This is a genomic window from Umezakia ovalisporum Ak1311, assembly GCF_029891685.1.
GTDB classification, from domain to species: domain Bacteria; phylum Cyanobacteriota; class Cyanobacteriia; order Cyanobacteriales; family Nostocaceae; genus Umezakia; species Umezakia ovalisporum.
The window spans coordinates 1-22,339 of record NZ_JANQDJ010000024.1 but is presented as its reverse complement, the minus strand read 5'-3'; the positions used below and the strand labels follow the sequence as shown (position 1 = coordinate 22,339).

At 41.0% G+C, this 22,339-nt stretch carries 21 protein-coding genes; 11 read left to right on the top strand and 10 right to left on the bottom strand.

The window, feature by feature from the left end:
• Position 1: 1 nt before the first annotated feature.
• Positions 2 to 874: an SDR family oxidoreductase gene (locus NWP25_RS03535; RefSeq protein WP_280650835.1), complete on the bottom strand. Its 873-nt coding sequence runs from the start codon at positions 872 to 874 to the stop codon at positions 2 to 4.
• Between the two features lie 642 nt (positions 875 to 1,516).
• On the opposite strand from NWP25_RS03535, the gene NWP25_RS03530 reads away from it, so the two are divergent.
• Positions 1,517 to 2,854, top strand: a complete 1,338-nt coding sequence (locus tag NWP25_RS03530; protein WP_280650836.1) for a pentapeptide repeat-containing protein — start codon at positions 1,517 to 1,519, stop codon at positions 2,852 to 2,854.
• A gap of 84 nt (positions 2,855 to 2,938) precedes the next feature.
• Here NWP25_RS03530 and map read toward each other — a convergent pair whose 3' ends face one another.
• Together map and NWP25_RS03520 are read right to left on the bottom strand one after the other, a co-directional pair.
• The gene (gene map / locus NWP25_RS03525; RefSeq protein WP_280650837.1) at positions 2,939 to 3,700 is read right to left on the bottom strand and encodes a type I methionyl aminopeptidase; all 762 of its coding nucleotides are present in this window, start codon (positions 3,698 to 3,700) and stop codon (positions 2,939 to 2,941) included.
• A gap of 5 nt (positions 3,701 to 3,705) precedes the next feature.
• Positions 3,706 to 4,743 (bottom strand): Gfo/Idh/MocA family protein, encoded by a 1,038-nt coding sequence (locus tag NWP25_RS03520; protein ID WP_280650890.1) that lies wholly within the window; start codon positions 4,741 to 4,743, stop codon positions 3,706 to 3,708.
• A gap of 352 nt (positions 4,744 to 5,095) precedes the next feature.
• Here NWP25_RS03520 and NWP25_RS03515 point away from each other — a divergent pair, with 352 nt between their 5' ends.
• Complete coding sequence (locus NWP25_RS03515) at positions 5,096 to 5,395, top strand: ferredoxin (protein WP_280698879.1); 300 nt, start codon at positions 5,096 to 5,098, stop codon at positions 5,393 to 5,395.
• Positions 5,396 to 5,886: 491 nt separating this feature from the next.
• Entirely contained in the window at positions 5,887 to 6,789 is a 903-nt protein-coding gene (locus NWP25_RS03510) for a DUF3153 domain-containing protein (protein ID WP_390902756.1), read from the top strand.
• A 98-nt stretch (positions 6,790 to 6,887) separates the two neighbouring features.
• On the opposite strand, the gene pdxH is transcribed toward NWP25_RS03510, so the two are convergent.
• Positions 6,888 to 7,532, bottom strand: a complete 645-nt coding sequence (gene pdxH, locus NWP25_RS03505; protein WP_280650840.1) for a pyridoxamine 5'-phosphate oxidase — start codon at positions 7,530 to 7,532, stop codon at positions 6,888 to 6,890.
• Between the two features lie 87 nt (positions 7,533 to 7,619).
• Between pdxH and NWP25_RS03500 the strand changes: the two genes are divergently transcribed.
• Positions 7,620 to 7,883, top strand: a complete 264-nt coding sequence (locus tag NWP25_RS03500; RefSeq protein ID WP_280650841.1) for a DUF3146 family protein — start codon at positions 7,620 to 7,622, stop codon at positions 7,881 to 7,883.
• A gap of 3 nt (positions 7,884 to 7,886) precedes the next feature.
• On the opposite strand, the gene NWP25_RS03495 is transcribed toward NWP25_RS03500, so the two are convergent.
• The 3 genes from NWP25_RS03495 to ntcA form a co-directional block, all read right to left on the bottom strand.
• On the bottom strand, positions 7,887 to 8,330 hold the full coding sequence (locus tag NWP25_RS03495; protein ID WP_280650842.1) for a pre-16S rRNA-processing nuclease YqgF: 444 nt from the start codon (positions 8,328 to 8,330) through the stop codon (positions 7,887 to 7,889).
• 67 nt (positions 8,331 to 8,397) lie between these two features.
• Positions 8,398 to 9,804, bottom strand: coding sequence for a DUF3084 domain-containing protein (locus tag NWP25_RS03490; protein WP_280650843.1), 1,407 nt, complete (start codon positions 9,802 to 9,804; stop codon positions 8,398 to 8,400).
• Between the two features lie 170 nt (positions 9,805 to 9,974).
• Positions 9,975 to 10,646, bottom strand: coding sequence for a global nitrogen regulator NtcA (gene ntcA, locus NWP25_RS03485; RefSeq protein ID WP_280650844.1), 672 nt, complete (start codon positions 10,644 to 10,646; stop codon positions 9,975 to 9,977).
• Between the two features lie 375 nt (positions 10,647 to 11,021).
• Here ntcA and fabI point away from each other — a divergent pair, with 375 nt between their 5' ends.
• The 5 genes from fabI (at position 11,022) to NWP25_RS03460 (ending at position 17,668) form a co-directional block, all read left to right on the top strand.
• Entirely contained in the window at positions 11,022 to 11,798 is a 777-nt protein-coding gene (fabI, locus tag NWP25_RS03480) for an enoyl-ACP reductase FabI (RefSeq protein WP_280650845.1), read from the top strand.
• 49 nt (positions 11,799 to 11,847) lie between these two features.
• Positions 11,848 to 12,474, top strand: a complete 627-nt coding sequence (hisB, locus tag NWP25_RS03475; RefSeq protein ID WP_280650846.1) for an imidazoleglycerol-phosphate dehydratase HisB — start codon at positions 11,848 to 11,850, stop codon at positions 12,472 to 12,474.
• A gap of 774 nt (positions 12,475 to 13,248) precedes the next feature.
• Complete coding sequence (locus tag NWP25_RS03470; protein ID WP_280698882.1) at positions 13,249 to 14,706, top strand: SLBB domain-containing protein; 1,458 nt, start codon at positions 13,249 to 13,251, stop codon at positions 14,704 to 14,706.
• A gap of 112 nt (positions 14,707 to 14,818) precedes the next feature.
• On the top strand, positions 14,819 to 16,447 hold the full coding sequence (locus tag NWP25_RS03465; RefSeq protein ID WP_280650847.1) for an alpha/beta hydrolase: 1,629 nt from the start codon (positions 14,819 to 14,821) through the stop codon (positions 16,445 to 16,447).
• A gap of 378 nt (positions 16,448 to 16,825) precedes the next feature.
• Positions 16,826 to 17,668, top strand: a complete 843-nt coding sequence (locus tag NWP25_RS03460; protein ID WP_280650848.1) for an SPFH domain-containing protein — start codon at positions 16,826 to 16,828, stop codon at positions 17,666 to 17,668.
• Positions 17,669 to 17,691: 23 nt separating this feature from the next.
• Here NWP25_RS03460 and folP read toward each other — a convergent pair whose 3' ends face one another.
• Together folP and tpiA are read right to left on the bottom strand one after the other, a co-directional pair.
• Positions 17,692 to 18,531 carry a dihydropteroate synthase gene (gene folP, locus NWP25_RS03455; protein WP_280650849.1) on the bottom strand — a complete coding sequence of 280 codons (840 nt, stop codon included), beginning with the start codon at positions 18,529 to 18,531 and terminating at the stop codon, positions 17,692 to 17,694.
• A gap of 98 nt (positions 18,532 to 18,629) precedes the next feature.
• Complete coding sequence (gene tpiA / locus NWP25_RS03450; RefSeq protein ID WP_280650892.1) at positions 18,630 to 19,355, bottom strand: triose-phosphate isomerase; 726 nt, start codon at positions 19,353 to 19,355, stop codon at positions 18,630 to 18,632.
• 169 nt (positions 19,356 to 19,524) lie between these two features.
• Here tpiA and NWP25_RS03445 point away from each other — a divergent pair, with 169 nt between their 5' ends.
• Positions 19,525 to 21,006, top strand: coding sequence for a GTP-binding protein (locus NWP25_RS03445; RefSeq protein WP_280698877.1), 1,482 nt, complete (start codon positions 19,525 to 19,527; stop codon positions 21,004 to 21,006).
• Here NWP25_RS03445 and NWP25_RS03440 read toward each other — a convergent pair.
• Entirely contained in the window at positions 21,003 to 21,359 is a 357-nt protein-coding gene (locus NWP25_RS03440; protein WP_313959059.1) for a mechanosensitive ion channel family protein, read from the bottom strand. The two genes, NWP25_RS03445 and NWP25_RS03440, sit on opposite strands and share 4 nt — an antisense overlap.
• Before the next feature lie 283 nt (positions 21,360 to 21,642).
• Between NWP25_RS03440 and NWP25_RS03435 the strand changes: the two genes are divergently transcribed.
• A complete protein-coding gene (locus tag NWP25_RS03435; RefSeq protein WP_280650851.1) occupies positions 21,643 to 22,092 on the top strand; it encodes an SRPBCC family protein in 450 nt (149 codons plus the stop codon).
• The last annotated feature ends 247 nt before the right edge of the window (positions 22,093 to 22,339 follow it).

The following is a 22,339-nucleotide window of genomic DNA, read 5'->3' as shown; positions in this document are numbered from 1 at the left end:
ATTAAATTTTGTTAATGCGCTGTAGTTCTGACTTTATAGCTAAAGGTTCATACCCTAATGCAAAGGCTTTGGAACTATCTAAAGAAACATCAGCCGGTCTGGGGGCTGCCATTTTTACATCTTGCTGTCGGCAACTTTTTAGTCCCGTTTCTGGGAGTTGAAATACTTCCACTAGCAGCCGCCCAAAATCATAGCGGGATATTCGCTCTTTTCCACCCAGGTGAATGTAACCGTTGATTTTTTCTAATGCTAATAAAATTCCTTTGGCCGCTGTGATTGCACTGACTGGGGTACGAAATTCATCTATGAATAATTTTAATTCTTTTTCTTCTTTTAAAATTTGTATAAATGGTTGAATAAAACTTTTAGCTGTGGGTGTTGACATACCAAACATTAACGGCATTCGACACACTGCTGTCATGGGATATCGTTCTAACATACCTATTTCTGCCATGACTTTTTGTTCACCGTAAGTATTGACAGGAGATACAGGATCTGTTTCTTTATAAGGTGGATTTAAACCATCAAAAACTAAGTCAGTTGATGTGAAAGCGCAGGGTATGGAATAATCGGCACACAATCCTGCAATATTACAAGATGCTGTGACATTGATTGTATGAGATTCTTGGGGATAGGTTTGACAATAGTTTGGTTGGGAATTTGCTGCAGTATGAATTACTGCCGTGGGATTTATGTCGTTAAACAGGTGTTTTAATTCGGAAAAATTTGTTAAGTTTACTGCCAATGTTTTGACACCAGGCGAATCTAGAGAATGGCTATGATAAGCACCATAAACTTCCCATTTTTGTTGGGCTAGTTGGCAAAGATGCCATCCTAAAAAACCACTTGCTCCTGTGATTAGTATTTTTTGCATTTTGGATTATTTAATAACTTTTGTAAACCCTTGATGATGACGGAGAACTCAAAGCATTGCCACAATCTACCCAAAGGTCAGGATTATATAGCACTTTCCGGTGTAGTGAGTTACACTATTGGCGGGCAAGATGCCAAACCCACAAAATTTTTATGATTATCATTTGTACTTTATTTACTTGAAAAGTGCTGTAGTTGGAAAAGCGATAGTTTCATGATAATTCTACGTCACTGTAGTTATTGAAAACTAACTAAAGTAATAAAATAAGATTTGGATTTTTTAGCCATCCTCAGTGTTAGTTACTAGGGGAAGAGCATTAAGTTCTTATACTACCTGCCTAGGATATTTTGTTCAACCCCAGCGAAAGGTTAAGAAACTCATCACAATACAAGCAATCAAGAAACACCAGAAAACCACCCTAACTACACAACGTAGTCAACAATGCATAAACATCTGCAAACTTCGTGATAATAACAAAAGAAGTTCAATTTTTGCATTAATTTTTTTTGCTTCATTTAACCCGACGCTATGGCTAGTTCACCCAAGCTATTAGAACCTGGTGATAAAGAATCAACCACCAACCATAGAATGGGAATTTATTAGCACAAAATAAATTGAACCTACTGAGTGAAAATACAAAGCATGACAACAGAATCCAAAACCCCCAACCCACCAAACTCAAAACCATTACCCCAGGAAAAACTTGACAGTAGTACAGATGAAAATCACATAACTCCAGAAATATTAGATACACAAGAATCCTTAGAAAAAATTAAATCTTTGGAAACTCCGGAAAAAATAAATACTCCCCACAGTAGCCCTCCCACATCAAAGAATAAATTATTACTCAACTTACAGTCAGAGCATAGAGCATTACTATTGACCTTAACAGTAATAGCCATCACTTGTATTGGACTTGCAATGAACAACTCGCTCATGGGCTTCTTAGGGACGGTGATGACCTTAGCTCTATCTGTGAGAATATTATTACCTTGGTGGCAATATGTGCTGAAAAAGTGGATTGCCTGGGAAAATGCAACGATATTTGTAGCTTTTGTGGGGTTATTAGTAGGAATTATAGGCATATTTAAATTTACTGGGTTAGGCTACCGCTTGGTGATTTGGGGTAGACAAATTAGCTGGGAAGTTTCTGGAACCTTAGCAGAATGGGTTGGTGCTTTGGGGCAAATTCTCATTGCTATTGTTGCTGTCTACATAGCATGGCGACAATATGTGATTTCCAAAGACTTGACCATTCAACAAAACCTGCTAACGGTACAGCAAAATATCATTACTCAGCAGCAAACAATAGATTCCTACTTTCAAGGTATTTCAGACTTAGTATTGGATGAAGAAGGATTATTGGAAGATTGGCCCCAAGAACGAGCGATCGCAGAAGGAAGAACAGCAGCCATCTTTAGCAGTGTGGATGCTGGTGGTAAAGCGAAGATTCTGCGTTTTCTTTCTCGTTCCAAATTGCTGACCCCCCTCAAACGAGATCGTCGCTTAGGTAGAGCGATTCTTGACGGTATGGGTGGTTACGAGGAAGACCGGCTACAAGGTTTACGAGTCATTGAGTTAGGGGTGATGTTAGCCGGAGCAGATGTTTCTCATAATGATTTACGTTGGACTGATTTGAGTGAAGCCAATCTTGTTCGTGCCAACCTTAGCAACTGTGATTTAGTTAAGGCGAACCTTTCCCGCACTATCTTATACAACGCTAATCTCAGTGGTGCTGACTTGAACGGAACTCGTTTCTTCTATGGTTCAGTAGCAATAGCATCACCCCGCAGTCGCAACGAGCCACCAAATTATGAAACTGGCGAATACACTGGGGCTGTTGTAGAAAACGCCGACTTCAGTGATGTGCAGCGCCTATCTGACACAGCTCGTCACTACTGTTGTGCTTGGGGTGGGGAAAAAACCAGAGCCACTATTCCTGGTGGTTGCGAAGGTATTGGCAATCAGTTAGGCAGGTAGATACTTCCCAGAGACTCAATTTTAGATTTTGAGTTTTAGAAAAAAAACCATTGACCTTTTCATTTAAAAAACCGAATTGAAAATTTAAATTGCGGTGAGAATTTCTACCCCTGTTTCCGTAACAGCCAAAGTATGTTCACATTGAGCCGAAAGTTGGCCATCACGAGTTACCGCAGTCCAGCCATCACCCAGAACCTCCACCTCCCAACTACCAACATTAATCATCGGCTCGATAGTGAAAACCATTCCCGGTCTGAGACGTTTACCCTTGCCCCGGGTACCATAATGGGGAACATCTGGGGCAGTGTGGAAAACATTACTAATGCCGTGTCCTACAAAATCTCGTACCACAGAAAAGCCTTGGGCTTCGGCATACTCTTGAATAGCAGCACCAATATCCCCAATTTTTGCTCCAGGCTTAACTTCAGCAATACCCAGACGGCGACATTCTTCCGTTACCTCCACTAACCTTTGTGCCAAGGGTGAAGGAGTACCAACAAAGAAAGTTTTAGATGTATCCCCATGGTAGCCGTCAACAATCAATGTGACATCGATATTGATAATGTCGCCGTCCTTGAGAATCTGCTTGTGGTTGGGAATACCGTGACAGACTACTTCATTAACACTGGTACAAATTGACTTAGGATAACCCCTGTAACCCAGAGGAGCGCTTTTAGCTCCGTGAGCTTGAGTCCACAGTTCAGCTTCATCATTTAGTTGCAGAGTTGTAACTCCTGGCTTCACCATTGGTTCTAGGTGTTTTAAAAGTTGAGCCGCCAAGCGTCCTGCTTGACGCATTTTCTCTAGTTCTCGTGTAGATAAAATGACAATTGGTTCGGTTTTCATAAAGTTTAGGCGGCAGAATCTGTGATAAGTATAGTTAAACCGGTGTGTGCAGCTCTTTGGAGAGCATCAGCAACCTTGAGAGCATATAAACTTTCCTCCGGGGTGACGTACAAAGGAGTGCCATGAAAAATATGGTCTAACACCATACTTGTATCTTTAGCAAATAAACCCCGACGACTACCAACCTCTATAGATGTTGTTTTCCCGGACTGGATCAAAACTCCTGTATCGCCATCAAAAATTAAACCTCCCTTTTGTCCGTGAACTTCAAATTTGCGTTCTGGTTGCCAAAGGGTTTCGCCTTTACCATAAATTACCTGTGCTAAGAGTCCATTTTCAAAGCATAGTTGACTGATGCACAGACAAGTTTGATAGTAATTTTGTTCTGTTTCCCAATATCGCTGGTGACAGTTAACCGAAAAGACTTTACCAAATAAATTGGTGAGGCGATGTAGACGGGACAGTGCAGCAATCAAAGGAAAACCAAACAGTTGATGATTATAAGTCCACTTTCGAGGTGCGGGATGCTGAGGATTGATGGTGCTGTAGCGAACATAGAAAATATGGCCAACTTCAGCTAAGTTTTGCTTTAAGGCTTGATGTAAGCCACCCAAAAGTTCGATGTGTTCAACGTGTAATAGTTTGTTTTTGCTCTTCGCCAAGGCAATTAATTCTTCAGCTTCTGTTACATCTATAGACAAGGGATATTCCACAACTACGTGTTTACCCTGTGAAAGTGCTGCCCGAGCGATGGCACCATGATGGCGATTAATTGTGGAAATCACCACCAAATCGATATCCTCGCGTTCTACTAATTTTTCCCAAGAAGTTAACGCTTCTGTTTGATATTTTGTGGCAAAGCTTGCCGTGGTTTCTGACTGATCACTGGTGATTGCACAAGGCGCAGTGCCGGAAGCAATGGCTACTAGAGTTGTGCGTTGATCCCTCACTAATGCCTCAGCCCGTAGTTTTGCCGCATATCCAGTACCAATTAAGCCTACATGCACTTTTGCTGTTTCCCAAGCTGCTCTTGAATCATACATGATCATAGCAAGTTCTGTTTTTGACGTTTCACGCCTTGATGGGTCTCTATCTGCTAAATTCATCCTCATTACCGGGAAAAATACTAATATCACAGGGTGGGGGGTCAACTCCCCCGTTGTGGACTGTCTCGTGACTCAGTACTCAGGGTATTGAATACATAAAGTAAACTTATAATTATTTAGGAACTTAACTTCATTACTAATCGGCGTCAAATTCGAGTTTAAATCTGTAATTTTTCTCGTAGTATCAGAATTGAAGTAATTTGAGATTCGGGGCTGACGTCATAAGCCTAACCCTATATATTGCTTCAGGATAACTTATACTGCCGTTTGAACAAGAGAGGATTACTTAATGGCTACTTACAAAGTCACCTTAATTAACGAAGGACTAGGCTTAGATACAAGCATCGAATGTCCAGACGATACCTTTATTCTTGATGCTGCTGAAGAAGCTGGTATTGATTTGCCCTACTCTTGTAAAGCTGGTGCTTGCTCAACCTGTGCTGGTAAAATCATTAGCGGTAGTGTTGACCAATCTGACCAGTCATTCTTAGACGATGAGCAGATCGAAGGTGGATATGTGCTCACTTGTGCCGCTTATCCAACTTCTGACTGTGTGATTGAAACTCACAAAGAAGAAGAACTATACTAAAAATCTACCTGTTCCCGCAAGGAAGCTCACACTGAAGTTCCATCAGGTTAGTATTAAGATAAATTGCGGGAAAAACCAAGAAGCCCTCCTGGCAATATCGAGAATAAAAGAGATATGACGGGAGGGCAATGGTATTTATTACCCTTTAGGTAGCTTCTGCTCTGACATCGGGAACTGCTTTATATTAAGGTTAGGCCAAGTAGTGTATCAAACCAACTATGTACCGTGGTGATTTCACAGTGCCTCCACAGTTAATTGAGTATGTGTAATTTGTAGTTTTAGATAAATTCGGCTATTTTTGTCGTGAGAGGACTCACAGTGGGGGAAACAAAGACTTCAGTCCTGCTCATAGGCATCACTGGTCTTAAGTGAAGATGGTTTATTTCACCATTACAATTAATTAGGATACACTCCCACTTTCTGCATCTGGCATTGAATACCTTAGTTAGTATATCACAAATATAGTGGGGGGTGAAATGGGGGATATGTTAATGTACTATTCTATTTTTAGAAAGATTCTCATAAAATTCACCAGACTATTGAGTTTTATGTTGATCAACATGACTCTATTCCTGAAGGTGATGAGTCGAAGTCTGATGAATCGGATACTTTCTATCAAAAATCCTATTTTGTGGCTGGTACTGTTAACGTCACTGCTACTAACTGGTTGTGTCGAATACGATGCAGGTGTCAACTTCAATAACTCAAATAGTGGCGAAATAGTACAGCATATTAAATTAGCAGAAAGACTTACCAGCTTTAGTGCAGAACCTGTATATGAATGGTTGCACAGCATAGAACGTCGTGCCCGGAAACTGGAAGGTAAAACACAACGGATTTCACCAGGAGAAATTATTGTAAAAATTCCCTTCAGTAATGCTGAGGAGTTGCAAAAGAAATTCAACGATTTTTTTAACTCTCCTACCAATGAAAAAGCCGAGATTGTAGAGAAAGCATCTGAATCAAAACCACCGAAAATTGAATCTAATTTACTAATAGATCAGAAAAATTTGGTGCTGTTGGTGAAAAATCGATTAGTTTATGATTTAGATTTACGATGGCTTTCCTTACTTTCTAGCAGAGGTAATGTCCTATCTGATACTGAATCAGTTCTCGACATAAAATTTAGTTTAAGGACCCCTTGGGGCGCTAGAGATATTCAGGAAAACGAAACTGGTATCAAACCCCAAAAGAAAGGGAAGGAATTAGTATGGCAGCTCAAACCCGGAGAATTCAATCACATAGAAGTATTTTTCTGGTTACCTAATCCCCTGGGTATTGGTGGTTTGTTAATTATTCTGTTCACCTGGGGAGGAATGTACCTCAGATATAGTTTTATGCCTGATCCTAGAGTTCAGTTTGCACCTGGTGCCAAAATAACAGCTACAAATTAAGCCAGGGTGCTGGGTGGAAAAATTCGAGATTTAAAATGATAGTGAAATTTAAAATTACAAATCTCGAATCCAAAATTAATGACCCCAGTCCCCAGTTATCAAGGTGACAACCGCTCAATTTTCCAATTGTTATGATTACAGCGAGTATACAGCAAGCGATCATGCAAACGACTGGGGCGACCTTGCCAAAACTCAATTCCCGTGGGTATCACTCGGTAACCTCCCCAATGAGGTGGTCGGGGAACCGCCTGGTTTTCATATTTTTGCTGAAATTCCTGCAATTGTTGTTCTAAAACTTCTCTAGTGGCAATTACCTGACTTTGATTAGAAGCCCACGCACCCAAACGACTATTTGGCGGACGCATCTCAAAATAGCTATCAGATTGTTCTGGGGAAATTTTTTCTACTGTGCCCACAATTCTGACTTGGCGTTCCAATTCTGGCCACCAAAAAACTAAAGCTGCTTGGGGGTTTGCTGCTAGTTCTTGTCCTTTATGACTTTTGTAGTTGGTGAAGAAAACAAAGCCCTGTTCATCAAAATCTTTGAGTAGTACCATTCTTGCCGAAGGCTGACCATCTGGTTTAGCAGTGGCCAGAGTCATGGCATTAGGCTCAGGAAGTTCGGCTGCTAGGGCTTGCTCAAACCATCTTTGAAATTGAATTAAAGGATTGGGGTTGATGTCGGTTTCACTCAAACCTTCCAAGGTGTAATCTTTGCGTAGGTCAGCTACGGTCTTGTCCATGTCAGTTTGTATATTTAAGCTAAGTTTGCTAAATAAAAGAAGTAGCCTATTGATTGGATTTTTATCCCACAAGTCACACAAAGCATTGTGAGTGCCAAACGTCTTCCAGAAACTACTGCTCATGTCAGAATTATCCGTCAATCGTGGCAACTCGGCTTTCTTGAGGGTGAAGTAAGTGCGGGTGGCTTCGAGTGGCATTTCCAATGGCATTTTCGTCGAGGAGAACTTTCTGTTAACCCTTCCCAAGGTCGCGCCCTGATTAAAGAACCCCTTGGTCGTTTTTTGGAACAGCAGGATTATCAGCTAGAGCCTGGAGGAGATTATGCTTTTACCATTAGGGCGGAACTTTAGTCGTCAGTTATCATTGGTAGCGAGGCGATTTAAGTATCTTTCAATCAAGAGGAGAGCAACTATATCATCTATGGGTCTTGGTGGCTGTCTCATGCCTTGTGGCAAGAGTTTTGTTAAACCTTTGGGTGGATACATTTGCCAGTAGCGATCGCGTGCTTCTAAGGTGCTGTAGCGCTCATCTACTAAAATGATATTCAGTTGTTCTACTAATTCCTCGCACAGTTGTTTTTTCCATTGTTTAGCTGTGGTTTGGTTACCCATTACCAGTAAGGAAACGGGAAACTGTTGACGTAGGGTTTTAATGGTGGCGATGGCCTTTTGTGCAGTCACCACTTGGTGATAATACAATTGCCTATCTAGTCCCATGACTGCTAGACCACATTTGTCTTTGCCGGGGTCAAAGCCTAAGATGACTGGTTGTGCTGGTGAAAATTCACTAAAAGTCATAATAAATACTCATTTATATTTAAGGGTTGATTCCTGGTTACACTTTCCTTTATTTAATTATTTTTTATTAGGTGCTAAAAACAACTACGCCGTTTAAAATTGCCAAAAGTTTTATTCTTAAAGGACCTGCTGTATAGGTGTCTTCCATAGCGATGGCCTTTATTTCTAATGGATGATCATACTGTCTTAGTTGTAAGAAAAAGCGTAAATGAGCACCCTCTCTTAATACGCCCTCGACAATTCCGGCATTACGGGCTCGAAATTCCGAAGCAGAAATCAGCAGATCAAGTCTTTGGGATAGCTGATAGGAGGACATAATTTTGGGATCGGCAGTGGTTGTAGCCAATATCTCCCCTTGTGAAAAAACCAGTTGATTTCGAGATGCATCCGCAAAAAATTCTATCTGGTTTTCTCCCCTGACGTAATTGCCAGCAGAGAAGATTCGCACAACGTACTCTCGACCATCTTGAATTTGCTGGCTGAGTTGTTTAACTCTTTCTTCGGTAACCCTGAGAAGCTCTTTATTTGTGGGTTTCTCCCCGGGTTCAGTTAATTGGATGTTGGCATTGCGGTTAGCTGCTTGCAAAAGTCGGATTACGGCTTGACGGGCTGTGGTGGCTTGATTAACGCGAACGACATTAGCAGCTAGAACTTGATTGCGAACGAGTGCGAGTTTACCTAAACGCAGGTCACGATAAGACTGATAATATTTTTCCAGTCTTGCCACTTCTTGTTCTAAATAATTTTGTTGTTTTTCTAGTTCTTTGAGGCGGGACTCTCTTTTGGTAATGACTTGCCCTCGCAAAGCAATTTGCTGATTGCGCTTTTTAATCAGTCCATCGAGTTGAGCAATTTTGCGATCGCGTTGGTCAATAGCTGTTTTAGCTTCCTCAATAGCTATTTTAGCTTCTGCATAAAGTCGTTTGCGTTCTGCCTTCAATTCTTCAATAGCCGCCTGGAATGTTTTGATTTGATCGTAAACTCTTTGGAGTTCAGTTATAGCTTTTTGATACTGATTTACTACTTCACCTAGCTGGTTTTGAGTACTTTGAAGTTGACTTTGTGTTGCTTTTTGTTTAGCGTTAGCTGCTTGTAAAGTTTTATTGATTATCTCTAAGTCTCGTTGTGCGTTGATTTGTGCAATTCTAGCTTTGTTTAACTTTTTCTCTACTTGACTTTTTTGAGTTTCTGCAACTTTTAGCTGTTCCCGCTTGTTTCTTAGGTCTTTTTGAATATCTTCCAGTTCAAATACGCCTTGGCGTAACTTTTCATCAGCAGCAAATAATATCCCCAAAGTTGATGCCGAAATTAATCCACCAGTAAATATAGTTACTAGTACAGCAGTTTTTTTAGGACGAAGGTTAAACAGTGAGAGGCGTGCTTTACCAACTCGTGTGCCAATGCGGTCACCCACAGTGGCAATTACGCCCCCCAAAATTAAAATCGCTGCTATCAGGATGTACCCGGTGGTCATCTTTAGCTACCGCAATGTTTCCAGACACAGCCTACTACTTTCAATCATTGTCTTGTGAAAGATGGAAAACAGGCAATAGCTCAAACCACTCAGGATGTTATACTTACCTCCATCTGTGGGTGTAATTTTTAAGAACACAACGCTTGCCACTCCACCTTCCCTAATTGATTTTAAGTGAACTGCTTGCTTAAGGATACAGGTTTATGTACGGTAATCTTCTTTTTGTGGATTGAAATCATTTTTTTCTCACGTAAATCCCCTAGTAACCTAGTTACGGTTACCCGAGTTGAACCAATGGCTTCAGCGATGGCCTGGTGAGATAGCTTTAGATCAATAGTAATCCCGTCTGGACAAGGAACACCAAAATCACGACAAAGAATTAACAAGAAACTCACTAATCTCGAACCCATATCGCGATGAGCCAAGGTTTCAATCATCATCTCTGTCTGTAAAATACGCGAAGATAGCCCCCGCAGCATTAACATTGATAGTTCTGGGTTTTCCTTAAATGCTTGCTCCACCTGTTCAATTGGGGCTGAGAGCAACTCTACAGGGGTAAATGCGACTGCATGGTAAAATCTATCTGATTTATTTCCCGTCAGTAATGATAACACACCAAAAACACTATTTTCCCGCAGCAGTGCTACCGTTATTTCCTCTCCTGCCTCGTATACCCTGGAAAGTTTCACAGCACCCTTCAAAAGAAAATAAACTCGTTCAGCAGGATCGCCGGGAAAAAATATTGTTTTATTGCGTTCAAATGTTTCTACAACTGGAGGAAATGCTCCGGTCGCCATCTGACGAAATACATTTGCTAGGGCTTTATCTTGTGTCACGATCATCTCCCTTCCCCTACCCAACGCCGGAAAAACAAAAACTGATTACCTAAGAATACACCTGAAAAATCAATAAAGCACCGTCAACCTTTCTGTACATTCCTATACTCAAAGCCATAACTTCATATTTATTTGTTCATAATGATACATAATTTTTGATGTTTTTAGCTAGTAGTTGTTATGAGTACTTGCACAGTTGTGGTCATCAGGTTTTTTGGTGAAAAATTCACAAGATCTTGAGAATGCCTTTGGGATTATGTGGGGAAAATTTGCAGAAAAGAGTCTAGGTAATCATCATTTTCAGAAATGATGTGCAGAAGCAAGACAAACTTGCCTCAGATTCTAGTATGCTCCTAATGATTGATTACATTCACAGTTTCTATGCTTAATCTGACTGGAAAAAATGCCCTGGTGACAGGCATTGCTAATAACCGCTCCATTGCCTGGGGAATTGCTCAACAACTGCACAAAGCAGGAGCTAACCTAGGTATTACCTACTTGCCAGATGACCGAGGTAAGATGGAGAAAAAGGTCGCGGAATTGGTAGAACCTCTGAACCCCAGCTTATTTGTTCCCTGTAATGTCCAAGATGACGCACAGGTGGAGTCTACATTTGAAGTAGTGAGGGATAAGTGGGGAAGATTGGACATCCTTATCCACTGTTTAGCTTTTGCTAACAAAGACGATTTGAGTGGTAATTTTAGCCAAACCTCACGTTCTGGTTTCAAAACTGCTTTAGAAATCAGCACCTACTCCCTAGTGCAGTTAAGCGGTGCAGCTAAACCTCTGATGACAGAAGGGGGTAGCATCATCACCCTGACATACTTGGGAGGCGTGAGGGCGGTTCCTAACTATAACGTTATGGGGGTAGCTAAAGCCGGATTAGAAGCTAGTGTGCGCTATTTAGCGGCTGAACTGGGTCCGCAAAACATTCGAGTAAATGCTATTTCCGCCGGGCCGATACGGACATTGGCTTCTTCGGCAGTGGGTGGAATTTTAGATATGATTCACCATGTAGAAGAGGTAGCTCCTCTGCGACGCACTGTGACGCAACAAGAAGTAGGCAATACCGCAGCTTTCTTGTCTAGCGATTTAGCTAGTGGTATTACAGGGCAAGTTTTGTATGTAGATGCAGGATATGAAATCATGGGAATGTAATAATTAATCATTAGTCATTTCCCCAGTCCCCATACCCTATTCCCCAGTTATGCCAACAAGCGATCGCCAAATTCCTCTGAGTCACAATGCTCGCACTGCTTCTGTTCATCGCACTACAGGCGAAACAGATGTAAAAGTTAATATCAATTTGGATGGTACAGGCATGTGCACGGCAGCAACAGGAATTCCGTTTTTGGATCATATGTTGCATCAAATTGCTTCCCACGGGCTAATTGACTTAAATATCCAAGCCCAGGGAGACTGGGAAATTGATGATCACCACACTAATGAAGATGTGGGCATTACTTTGGGGCAAGCTTTCAGTCAAGCCCTCGGTAATAGGAAAGGTATCGTTCGTTTTGGCCATTTTCTCGCACCGTTGGATGAAGCCTTAGTGCAAGTGGCGTTGGACTTTTCTGGTAGACCTCATCTCAGCTATGGTTTGGCAATTCCTACCCAGCAAGTGGGAACTTATGACACCCAGTTAGTACGGGAATTTTTTGTGGCGTTGGTTAACCATAGCCAAATGACATTACACATTCGTCAACTGGATGGCATTAACTCCCATCATATTATTGAAGCTACATTTAAAGCTTTTGCGAGGGCAACCCGAATGGCGGTGGAAATTGACTCCCGTCGTGCTGGTACAATTCCCAGTTCTAAGGGCATACTATAGAATAGTGAAACAAAAAACACTGAGTTTGTAGTGGTATTTGTGAGATGAAGTTTGGTGTACACATCTCTGATTATCAACTGAATAGTATTGACGATTCGTCAGTAGTCCTCACTGCTGATTTGCGAAAATTCTACGCCACGGTTTTTTGGTTAAATCAAAAACTTATATCTCTCAAAAGCTGTTTCCTTCAACTTTGTAAAGGGGAAACTTTCGGTTATGGGGTCTAAATGGGGCTGGCAAAACTAGGCTTTTAAAACTGTTCTTGGGAATCATGTGCCTTAATTGTGAAAGGGGAAAAATAATTTATATACATTTCTCTCCTATTATCTAAAATGTTATCAATCTGTTAATTAAAATTATTAGTACAGGAATTTGTCGAAAAACACGAGATATTATAATAGCAAAAGTTTATCTTCATATTGTTACAATATTTCTAAATAAAGCACTTTTGTTATATTATCTGAGTTACCTTACTGGGTACTATGGAAAGAAATTTATTCACCTTATTTTTACGACTCACACAATCCTATGTTCCTGACTGTCAATCAATTATAATACCGGTGAACTTATCGAGACTTAAAGTACTGATTTCTTTTTAAGTTAACTTAACTAAAACTTAAAACATAAACATAATAGGCATCCGGACAATTAGACTTTGTTATGAAAATAAGAATGTCCAAGCAATTGAATCTAGGAACTTGAAGAATAAAGTATAGTCAAGATTAAAATATTCAGAAAAATATGCAGATCACATTTTCAGAATCTCAGGTGAATATGTTGAAAACAGGTTTACTCAAGTCCCTCACCCAGCCATTTTTAGGTGCGGCTTTGTTAACTGCTGTCCATGTTGCTGGGCCGTGCGCCACCATAGCTCAGGGACTACCAATCTTCCCCAGCACACAACCAATGGTGCCAACAGAAAAACAAATATCACAAAGTAAACAAATCATTACTAATTATACATTGGGAGGGGGTGATCTCATTCGGGTTAACGTTTTTGAAGTACCAGAATATACTGGGGAATATCAAATACCTCCTGGGGGGTCAATCAACCTACCTTTAATTGGTAGTGTACCTGTTCTGGGTTTAACCACGGAACAGGCTGCTGATGAAATTGCCAGGAGGTATTCTCGCTTTCTCAAACGTCCCTTGATTTCAGTTAACCTGTTATCACCCCGTCCTGTCAATATTTTGGTTGCAGGGGAAGTTACACGTCCTGGAGCTTATACTTTGAGCTTGCAAGGAGGCGCGGGTAATAATCCCGGTGTACAATACCCCACTGTATTAGCAGCGCTGACTACAGCCCAAGGTGTAACTTTGGCAGCAGATGTAACTCAAGTAGAATTAAGACGTAAAGTAGGACGTTCTTCCGAGCAAGTTGTGAATCTTAATTTGAAGGAACTGATTCAGACAGGTCGGATAGATCAGGATATTACTTTACGGGATGGTGACACCATTTTTGTGCCTACTGCAACTACTTTGAACATAGCAGAAGCCCGGAATCTGTTTTCAGCTAACTTTGCCGCTAACCCAACGTCAACCCGCACTGTGGCAATTATTGGAGAAGTTAATCGTCCCGGTTCATATTTAGTTGGCGGTGGACAAGGGGATGGAGGTGGTATACCCACTGTGATGAGAGCACTGCAATTAGCCGGGGGAATTACATCCCAAGCTGATGTTCGTAACCTGAAGCTGCGCCGACCCACAAAAACTGGTTCAGAACAAATTATAGATATCAACCTCTGGCAATTATTGCAAGCTGGTGATGTCAATCAAGACATTATTTTGCAAGACGGGGATACAGTGCTTATTCCAACTGCAACTGAGATAAACCCAGCAGAAGCTACTCAATTAGCTACTACTACTTTGTCTCCTGCTAAAATTCGAGTTGGTGTGGTAGGCGAAGTTAAAAGACCGGGAACTGTAGAAATTCAACCTAATAGCTCGTTAAATCAAGCATTATTAGCAGCAGGTGGATTCAACGATTCTAGAGCTAGAAAAACTACTGTGGATTTAGTTCGTCTCAACCCTAATGGTTCTGTGACTAAGCGGGAAGTCAAAATTAATTTTTCTCAGGGAATTAATGACGAAAATAATCCCATACTCCGGAATAATGATGTTGTCATCGTCAACCGTTCTGCTTTAGCCCAGACTGGTGACACTGTGGGTACAGTGGTCAATCCTCTCGGTAGTTTGCTGGGAGTGTTCAGAGCTATATTCGGTTTGTTTTAAGCTGAAAAAATTATCAGTTTGAAGTTGTTCAGACCTGCTACCAAGTAGATCGCAACTTCAAACCTATATTGGTGGTCAATTAATGAAACTACCTTTTCAATAATTTGATTGTATGTACTTTTGGCTTGGTATGTTTTTCAAAGGATTACTTTGCAGCCTCACCTTGGCTGCAAGTTGGGGTGTGGGTATTCCTAGTACTAGAGCAGCAGAAACAATTACTATTCGTTTAGGGGTATTTCAGCAGTCTATGGCGATCGCTGATTTAGAAAAGTTTGCCGAAACAGGTAAACTGCCAGAACATCTGCAACTTTATAGCTTTGTATTCACTCCCAAAGTCAGGGAATTACTGTATGGAAAGTTACAAATAAATGCTGATTTTGCAGACAAATTCGTTGATGATCTGGTGCGATCGCCACAAGGTAGACAATTAATTGAGTCTTTGGGAACAGCAATACCAGGTAGTACCATAGAAACACTTAAATCCACACTTTATCTGTCTGTACGTCAAGTCAACGGTTTAAGTGCAATTGGTTTTTTGCGAGCCTATCCAGAAAAAAATATAACTGTAGATGCAACTCAAGCACTGGAAATTGCCCTCAAATATAACGCCAATAATCTGCAAAACCAAGCCCTTGGGGTTTTGCTAGCAAGAGAATTATTAGTAAGAAATACTACAGCTTTTGAGGCAGCCTTTGATCCAGCAGCTCCGGGAAAAAACAGAGTTCAGCAGCAGACACTCACCTTACAAGATCAAAAACGAAATCGCATCATTCCTGTAGACATTTATTGGAGTCAAAATGACACCCCAGGTTCACTGGTAGTAATTTCTCACGGGTTTGGAGCCAATCGTCGAATCTTTGGCTATTTAGCCCATCATCTAGCTAGTCACGGAATTACAGTTGCAGCAATTGAACATTCTGGTAGTAACTCTGTAGCCATCAATCAGGCTTCAAATCAAATGAATTTGACAGAAATACTACCAGCTAATGAATTTATTGATAGACCAAAAGATGTCAGCTTCTTGCTCAACGCATTAGAAAAACTCAATACTCAATCGGGACAACTTCAAGGCCAACTTAATACCAACAAAGTAACTGTTATTGGTCACTCTTTAGGAGGCTATACTGCTTTAGCCCTGGTAGGTGGACAATTAGACTTAAAAGAATTGCGAGAGTTCTGTAAAACTTCTCTTTCCTTTGGCCAATCACCAGGGGATTGGTTACAGTGTGCAGTGACCAGTTTAAAAGAAAATAAATTATTAGATTTACGGGACCGGCGAGTCAAGAGTGCGATGGCTTTTAACCCGCTTGTTGGTAAACTGTTTGGTAGCAATGGTTTGAGTAAAATTGCCAGCCCTGTATTAATTTTAGCTGGCACTGAAGATGCACTCACCCCAGCCTTGACCCATCAAATTAGACCTTTTCAGCAACTCCAGGGTGTTAAGTATCTGTTAGCAGCCATTGGTGCCACTCACTTGAGTGTTACCGATCCAGCATATCCTGTGGGTGCAGCAGCTGCCATAGTCACAGAAAAGCGAGGGGAAGAAACCAAGTATTTACGGCAGTTGATTCGTGGTGTTAGTTTAGCATTTATCAAGCAAGACACACCGGAGGCAGAGATTTATCAACCATTTTTGACACCCGCTTACGCCCAATCTCTTTCTACAGCCGAACTACCTCTACGTTTGAATTCTGATGTACCAAAAAAGATCCAACCTTGGCTCAGTTTTATGATTAATTGACAATTTACTGTGAGCCATTTGCCGGAAAAAAAGCCAAAGCCCCTGGCTTTAAACATATTGTCTTTGTTTCCAATGATTCAAATCTGAGGCCAAAGGCCTGTCTCTTTTGGGGAAGTTGTTCAGGTTAATTAATTTAACGTCCAATTCAAAAATGCTTACATTTTGCCAGCACGTAATCAAGGTGGTGTATTGACAATTGGGTGCTGTCAAAATATCCTGCGTATATAAAAGCTAAAAGTTTAATCATGGTTTGTTTTTAAACAGCACCATTAGGGTTTATAAAATCACAAACCAAAAATGTTAAATTGAAGTGTGGATATAAGGTAGTAATATATCATTTTACACCAAAATTTGCACAAAAGCTAAAGGAGAGAATATATGGAGCCAATTATAGCCATAGTCTTAGCACTGATAGGATATGCTTTAGGGTCTGCAAAACTTGTTAATCAAGGTAACGAAGCCCTAGTAGAAAGATTGGGGCGGTATCATCGCACACTTTCTCCTGGACTTAACTTTATTGTACCTTTGGTGGATCAGATTGTGATGGAGGATACAACGCGTGAGAAGTTTTTAGACATCAAACCTCAAAATGTGATCACCAGGGATAACATTTACCTGGAAATTGATGCTGTCCTATTTTGGCGCATCAAGGATATGGTGAAAAGTTTTTACGAAATCGACGACCTCGAAGGGTCTCTGTCACAACTAGCGACAACGACACTCCGGGAAATTATCGCCCAGAACACTGTAGAAGAAACCAATATTTCCCGTGCTGAAATGGACACAGCGATTTTAAATCAGTTAAATCAAACAACAGCAGATTGGGGAGTTGAGATTCTCAGGTTGGATATTCAAAGCATTACACCCCCTGAAAGTGTACGAAAATCAATGGAAGAACAGCGAGCTGCGGAAATCAAAAAACGGGCGCTAATTTCTGAAGCAGAGGGGGAACGTGAGGCTGCTATTAAGAGAGCCCAAGGAACTCAAACCTCAATGCAGATAATTTCTGAAGCTTTACGTTCTCATCCTGAAAGCAAAGAAATCTTAAGGTATCTTGTAGCTCAAGATTATGTTGTCGCTAGCCAGAAGCTTGGTGAGAGTAATAATGCCAAAATTGTCTTTGTGGACCCCAGTAAAACTAATGAAGTATATGACCAGTTAATTGCTGATTCCATAGTTCAAGAAAATAGTGGCAGGAAATCTCAAAATGGTGGTGCTTAATTCTGAAGTAACTATTACTGTTCTTACCGGAACATTGTATCAGCCACTAGTGACACATCGCGCATTTCTTGAACATCGTGAACTCGGAGGATATCAGCGCCATGAGCAATAGCGGCACAACAAGCTGCTGCTGTTCCCCAAACCCTTGCTTTGGGGTCTGGTTGATTTAAGATGCGACCAATGAAGCTTTTGCGGGATGCTCCTACCAAAATAGGGCAATTTATCGCTTTTAATCTATGTAATTGGCGCAAAATTTCTAAATTTTGTCCATAGTTTTTGGCAAAACCAATGCCCGGATCAATAATGATTTTGCTTTTATCAATGCCTACAGTAGTTGCTGTTAATATTTGCCCTGCTAAAAAACTAGAAATATCTGCCATTAAATCTTGATAATTAGTCATTTGCTGCATTGTCTGGGGTGTTCCTTGGATATGCATTAAGACAATTGGCACATTTAAACTTGCTACTGTTGGCAGCATTTCTAGGTCAAATGTGCCACCAGAAATATCATTAATTATATCTGCCCCGGCTTCTATGGATGCTCTAGCTACAGTGGCTCTAGTAGTATCTATTGATATGGGCACTGTGATTTCTGGTCGTATAACTTCCAATATGGGCAGTACCCGATGCAGTTCCTCTGCTAAAGTAATTTGCTTTGCTCCTGGTCGAGTGGATTGCCCCCCTAGGTCGATGATGTCAGCACCAGCAGCTACCATTGCTTTTGCCTGTGCTAAAGCGGCAGCGCTGTTATTGAATGCGCCGCCATCACTGAAGCTATCTGGTGTTACATTCAAAACACCCATAAGGTAAGTTCGCTGTCCCCAGACAAAACAGCGTTCTCGAATTATTAACTTCCCCGACATAAATTAACAAATGAAGAGTTTTAGGATTGCAATTTGGCTTTTACTCAATGATGTACGCCTTCCCCGGCTCGGCCAGGGAAACAGCGTTGAAGATGACACTATTTGTAGTTGACAATCCGAGCAAAACTTGCAGGTTCGAGACTTGCGCCGCCCACAAGAACGCCATCAATTTCTGGTTGAGCCATAATCTCATCAATATTATTGGGCTTCACTGAGCCACCGTATTGAATCGAAACATCGGGATTACTCAACTGATTGCGAATTAAGCCAATTACCCGATTAGCTTCTGTTGCTTCACAAGTGTCCCCAGTACCGATTGCCCAAATTGGTTCGTAGGCAATTACCAAATTATGCTGATCGACATCTATGAGGTTTTTATCTAGCTGGTTGGTAATGAGTGATTCTGTTTCCCCAGCATGACGTTGTTGTTTAGTTTCGCCCACACATAGAATTGGTGTGAGACCATGCCTTTGAGCTGCTTTGAGGCGGAGATTCACAGTTGCCTCCGTTTCACCAAAGTATTGCCGTCTTTCGCTATGACCGACAATTACAAAACGTACACCAAGTTCTGTCAACATGGGGGCAGAAATTTCGCCAGTGTAGGCTCCATTGTCTTCCCAGTGAACATTTTGCGCCCCCAACTGGATGAGGCTGCCATGCAAAATCTTAGATAAAACGTTTAAGTTAGTGAAAGGAGGACACAATACTACTTCTCGTCCTGGGGGTGTTTCCTCCAAGTGGGGCAGAAATCCCTGTAAAAAATCCTGGGTTTCTACCTGGGTTTTGAACATTTTCCAGTTACCGGCAATAACTATTTTCCGCACAGGTGATTTAGTCAAGATTCTAACGCTACTAGATGCATTTTTCAGTTTAGGACGTTTTGTTAGTGATTGGTCATTGGTCATTAGTCATCGGGAAAATTACTTCCCTAGTCCCTAGTCTCAAATCTCAAATCCTAAATTAAAAATTTTCAATCAAAAATTTCCACTTGATATGACTTCTACATTGCCTTTTCCTGAACCTGACCACAGTGACTCACCCAGTTGGGAGGAAGAACTGGATAGTGCCATTTTCGGTTTTGACGATATTCAAACAGAACTTAACTATCAACAAGCACAAACTGCACTGCGAAACTTAGTCACCAATCTTGACCTGACTCCCCAGGAAAAAAAAGGATTGGAAATTGAACTTGCTGATTTGCAAACTATGTTGGGTAAGTTAGACAAGATGGTGGTGCAAATTGCTGCCTTTGGTATGGTGGGACGTGGTAAGTCCTCCCTTTTGAATGCCTTGGTGGGACAAACGGTGTTTGAAACTGGCCCTGTGCATGGAGTCACCCGTAATGCCCAAAAAGTAAACTGGAGTATTAGTGAGGAAACCATTGGCGAAAATGAACGAGCTTTAAGGGTCACTCTACCTGCTAATGGTCAATCCCAGGTGGAACTCATTGACACTCCTGGGTTAGATGAAGTTGATGGTGACACCCGTGCTGCACTGGCTGAACAGGTGGCAAAGCAAGCAGATTTAATTTTGTTTGTCATTGCCGGGGACATGACCAAGATTGAACATGAAGCTCTCTCTCAGCTGCGGGAATGTGGTAAACCAATTATTCTGGTATTTAACAAAGTAGACCAATATCCTGAAGCTGACCGAATGGCAATTTATCGCAAAATCCGAGATGAAAGGGTCAAGGAGTTACTCACGCCTTTAGAAATTGTTATGGCAGCAGCATCACCATTGGTAAAGACCGCCATTATTCGCCCTGATGGTACTAGGGGGGTACAGTTACGTGCTAGTAAAGCCCAAGTTGAAGAACTGAAGCTGAAAATTTTGGATATTTTGCACCGTGAAGGTAAGGCTTTAGTTGCTCTCAATACTATGCTTTATGCTGATCATGTGAATGAGCAATTAGTAAATAGAAAACTCACGATTCGCGAAGACAACGCTAATCAGTTGATTTGGAAGGCTGTGATGACTAAGGCGGCGGCCATCGCTCTCAATCCGGTTACTGTTGTAGATATACTCAGTAGTATTGTAATTGATATTTCTTTGATTTTGGGTTTATCTCAACTTTATGGCATCCCCATGGGTGAAAGCGGTGCTGTGCAATTGTTACAAAAAATTGCCTTCAGTATGGGCGGTATCGGTTTCAGTGAGCTGTTAGCAAATTTAGGCTTGAGTGGATTAAAAACTCTGCTGGGTATGTCTGCATCAGCTACGGCTGGGGCTGCCTTTGCACCTTATGTTTCAGTGGCAATTACTCAAGCTGGGGTGGCTGGGGTTTCTTCTTATGGTATTGGACAAGTGACTAAAGTTTATTTGGCTAATGGGGCAACTTGGGGTGACGAAGGACCAAAGGCAGTTATTACCAGGATTTTGGCCAACTTGGATGAAAAATCTATTCTCAACCGTATTAAAGAGGAATTAGAACAGAAAGTAAAATTTAAACGTTATGGCAATGGAGGTATAGGTTAGGACGTTAAAGGAATTGGAGAGGCTACCTCTAGTTCCAGAGTTTGTAAAACAGCTGCTACTGTGATTAAGATGATGCTCCAGAAGACTAAGGCAGAGATTAATCTCTCTGTCTGGGGAACATCTTCATGACCGTTTATCCCAGCAGCAATGGGATTATCTATCTTAGTTTTGTTGAGAATTCCTTTGGTGACTGTGGCCAGGATTGCTGCAATGAGCCAACTAACTAACAAAAGTGCTGCTGCACTTAATAAACGGGGGGTAAAGACAATTGTTTGTTCGACAATTCCTTGGACTTCAGTGATTCCTTCATTAACTTTTTGTTGATTTATAAGGTGATATGTTTGCCAAAACACTTGTAATACTTATGGGTTGGCTGGATATGAAAAAATATTTAGCATCAGTAAGTTCACTGATATTTTGCATATCAATGTACCAGCAAATTGGCAACAAACACATATGTGCAGTTAATATCAAGGATGTTTTTGTTACTTTGTTGTTTTATTAAGATATTAATATAAATATTAATTAATAGTAAATTTTGCTTAATTTTCTGTAAACTTATTGTAGTCAGTCAATGTAAAAGCACTCTCTTCTAATAAGATGATGTGAGTGCAGCAGGAGCATCATAAATGTAGAATGTCTCAAGTTTTTGAACAATGGATTCAAATTAATGCCACAGCTTCAGCAGTGGAACTCTGTATTACCGATTTAAAACTCATGCACCGTTGGCTGAATCCTGCCCTGTGTTGTGAACCTGTGGGGGAAGCTTGGAGTACTGATATTGGCAGTCAAAGTCGCTTTGTGATTCAAATTCCTTTTCTCAAACCCAGCTTGTACAGTGTCGTGGTAGAAAGGGAACCAGGTTTAGTGGTTTGGGAATTCCAGGGATTTTTCCAAGGACGCGATCGCTGGGAATGTCAACCGAAATCACAAGGAACTTTGCTTGTGAACCGTTTTGAGTTTGATATTCCTAACCCCATAGTCAGTTGGGGATTCAAAAATTTTGCCGCATCTTGGACCAAAGAAGATATGCAAGCCCAACTACGTCGGGTTAAAAGGGTTGCAGAATCATTGGTGATTGTTTAAAAGTTATTCTGGCTAACTGAGACTGACTATGGCAAAAAGTAGTTTAAATAAACTGAAATTTTCAAATAGCAATGAATCCCACAATACAAACATATTTTTTCTTAAGATTACGCCTAATGTGAATTAGGAAAAAGGCGGGAGAAGTAAGAAGATGAAAGTTACCAGCTTTTCAAATCAGACTTCCCCCATGAATAGCATAGACCTAGGAACGTTAATTACAACAATCTTTGTACTGGTAGATGATTGG

What these genes read in the sequence shown, in the direction of transcription:
- NWP25_RS03535 (WP_280650835.1), bottom strand. Translation starts at nt 874, where the DNA reads ATGCAAAAAATACTAATCACAGGAGCAAGTGGTTTTTTAGGATGGCAT.
- NWP25_RS03530 (WP_280650836.1), top strand. Translation starts at nt 1,517, where the DNA reads ATGACAACAGAATCCAAAACCCCCAACCCACCAAACTCAAAACCATTA.
- map (WP_280650837.1), bottom strand. Translation starts at nt 3,700, where the DNA reads ATGAAAACCGAACCAATTGTCATTTTATCTACACGAGAACTAGAGAAA.
- NWP25_RS03520 (WP_280650890.1), bottom strand. Translation starts at nt 4,743, where the DNA reads ATGTATGATTCAAGAGCAGCTTGGGAAACAGCAAAAGTGCATGTAGGC.
- NWP25_RS03515 (WP_280698879.1), top strand. Translation starts at nt 5,096, where the DNA reads ATGGCTACTTACAAAGTCACCTTAATTAACGAAGGACTAGGCTTAGAT.
- NWP25_RS03510 (WP_390902756.1), top strand. Translation starts at nt 5,887, where the DNA reads ATGTACTATTCTATTTTTAGAAAGATTCTCATAAAATTCACCAGACTA.
- pdxH (WP_280650840.1), bottom strand. Translation starts at nt 7,532, where the DNA reads ATGGACAAGACCGTAGCTGACCTACGCAAAGATTACACCTTGGAAGGT.
- NWP25_RS03495 (WP_280650842.1), bottom strand. Translation starts at nt 8,330, where the DNA reads ATGACTTTTAGTGAATTTTCACCAGCACAACCAGTCATCTTAGGCTTT.
- NWP25_RS03490 (WP_280650843.1), bottom strand. Translation starts at nt 9,804, where the DNA reads ATGACCACCGGGTACATCCTGATAGCAGCGATTTTAATTTTGGGGGGC.
- ntcA (WP_280650844.1), bottom strand. Translation starts at nt 10,646, where the DNA reads ATGATCGTGACACAAGATAAAGCCCTAGCAAATGTATTTCGTCAGATG.
- fabI (WP_280650845.1), top strand. Translation starts at nt 11,022, where the DNA reads ATGCTTAATCTGACTGGAAAAAATGCCCTGGTGACAGGCATTGCTAAT.
- hisB (WP_280650846.1), top strand. Translation starts at nt 11,848, where the DNA reads ATGCCAACAAGCGATCGCCAAATTCCTCTGAGTCACAATGCTCGCACT.
- NWP25_RS03470 (WP_280698882.1), top strand. Translation starts at nt 13,249, where the DNA reads ATGTTGAAAACAGGTTTACTCAAGTCCCTCACCCAGCCATTTTTAGGT.
- NWP25_RS03465 (WP_280650847.1), top strand. Translation starts at nt 14,819, where the DNA reads ATGTACTTTTGGCTTGGTATGTTTTTCAAAGGATTACTTTGCAGCCTC.
- NWP25_RS03460 (WP_280650848.1), top strand. Translation starts at nt 16,826, where the DNA reads ATGGAGCCAATTATAGCCATAGTCTTAGCACTGATAGGATATGCTTTA.
- folP (WP_280650849.1), bottom strand. Translation starts at nt 18,531, where the DNA reads ATGTCGGGGAAGTTAATAATTCGAGAACGCTGTTTTGTCTGGGGACAG.
- NWP25_RS03445 (WP_280698877.1), top strand. Translation starts at nt 19,525, where the DNA reads ATGACTTCTACATTGCCTTTTCCTGAACCTGACCACAGTGACTCACCC.
- NWP25_RS03435 (WP_280650851.1), top strand. Translation starts at nt 21,643, where the DNA reads ATGTCTCAAGTTTTTGAACAATGGATTCAAATTAATGCCACAGCTTCA.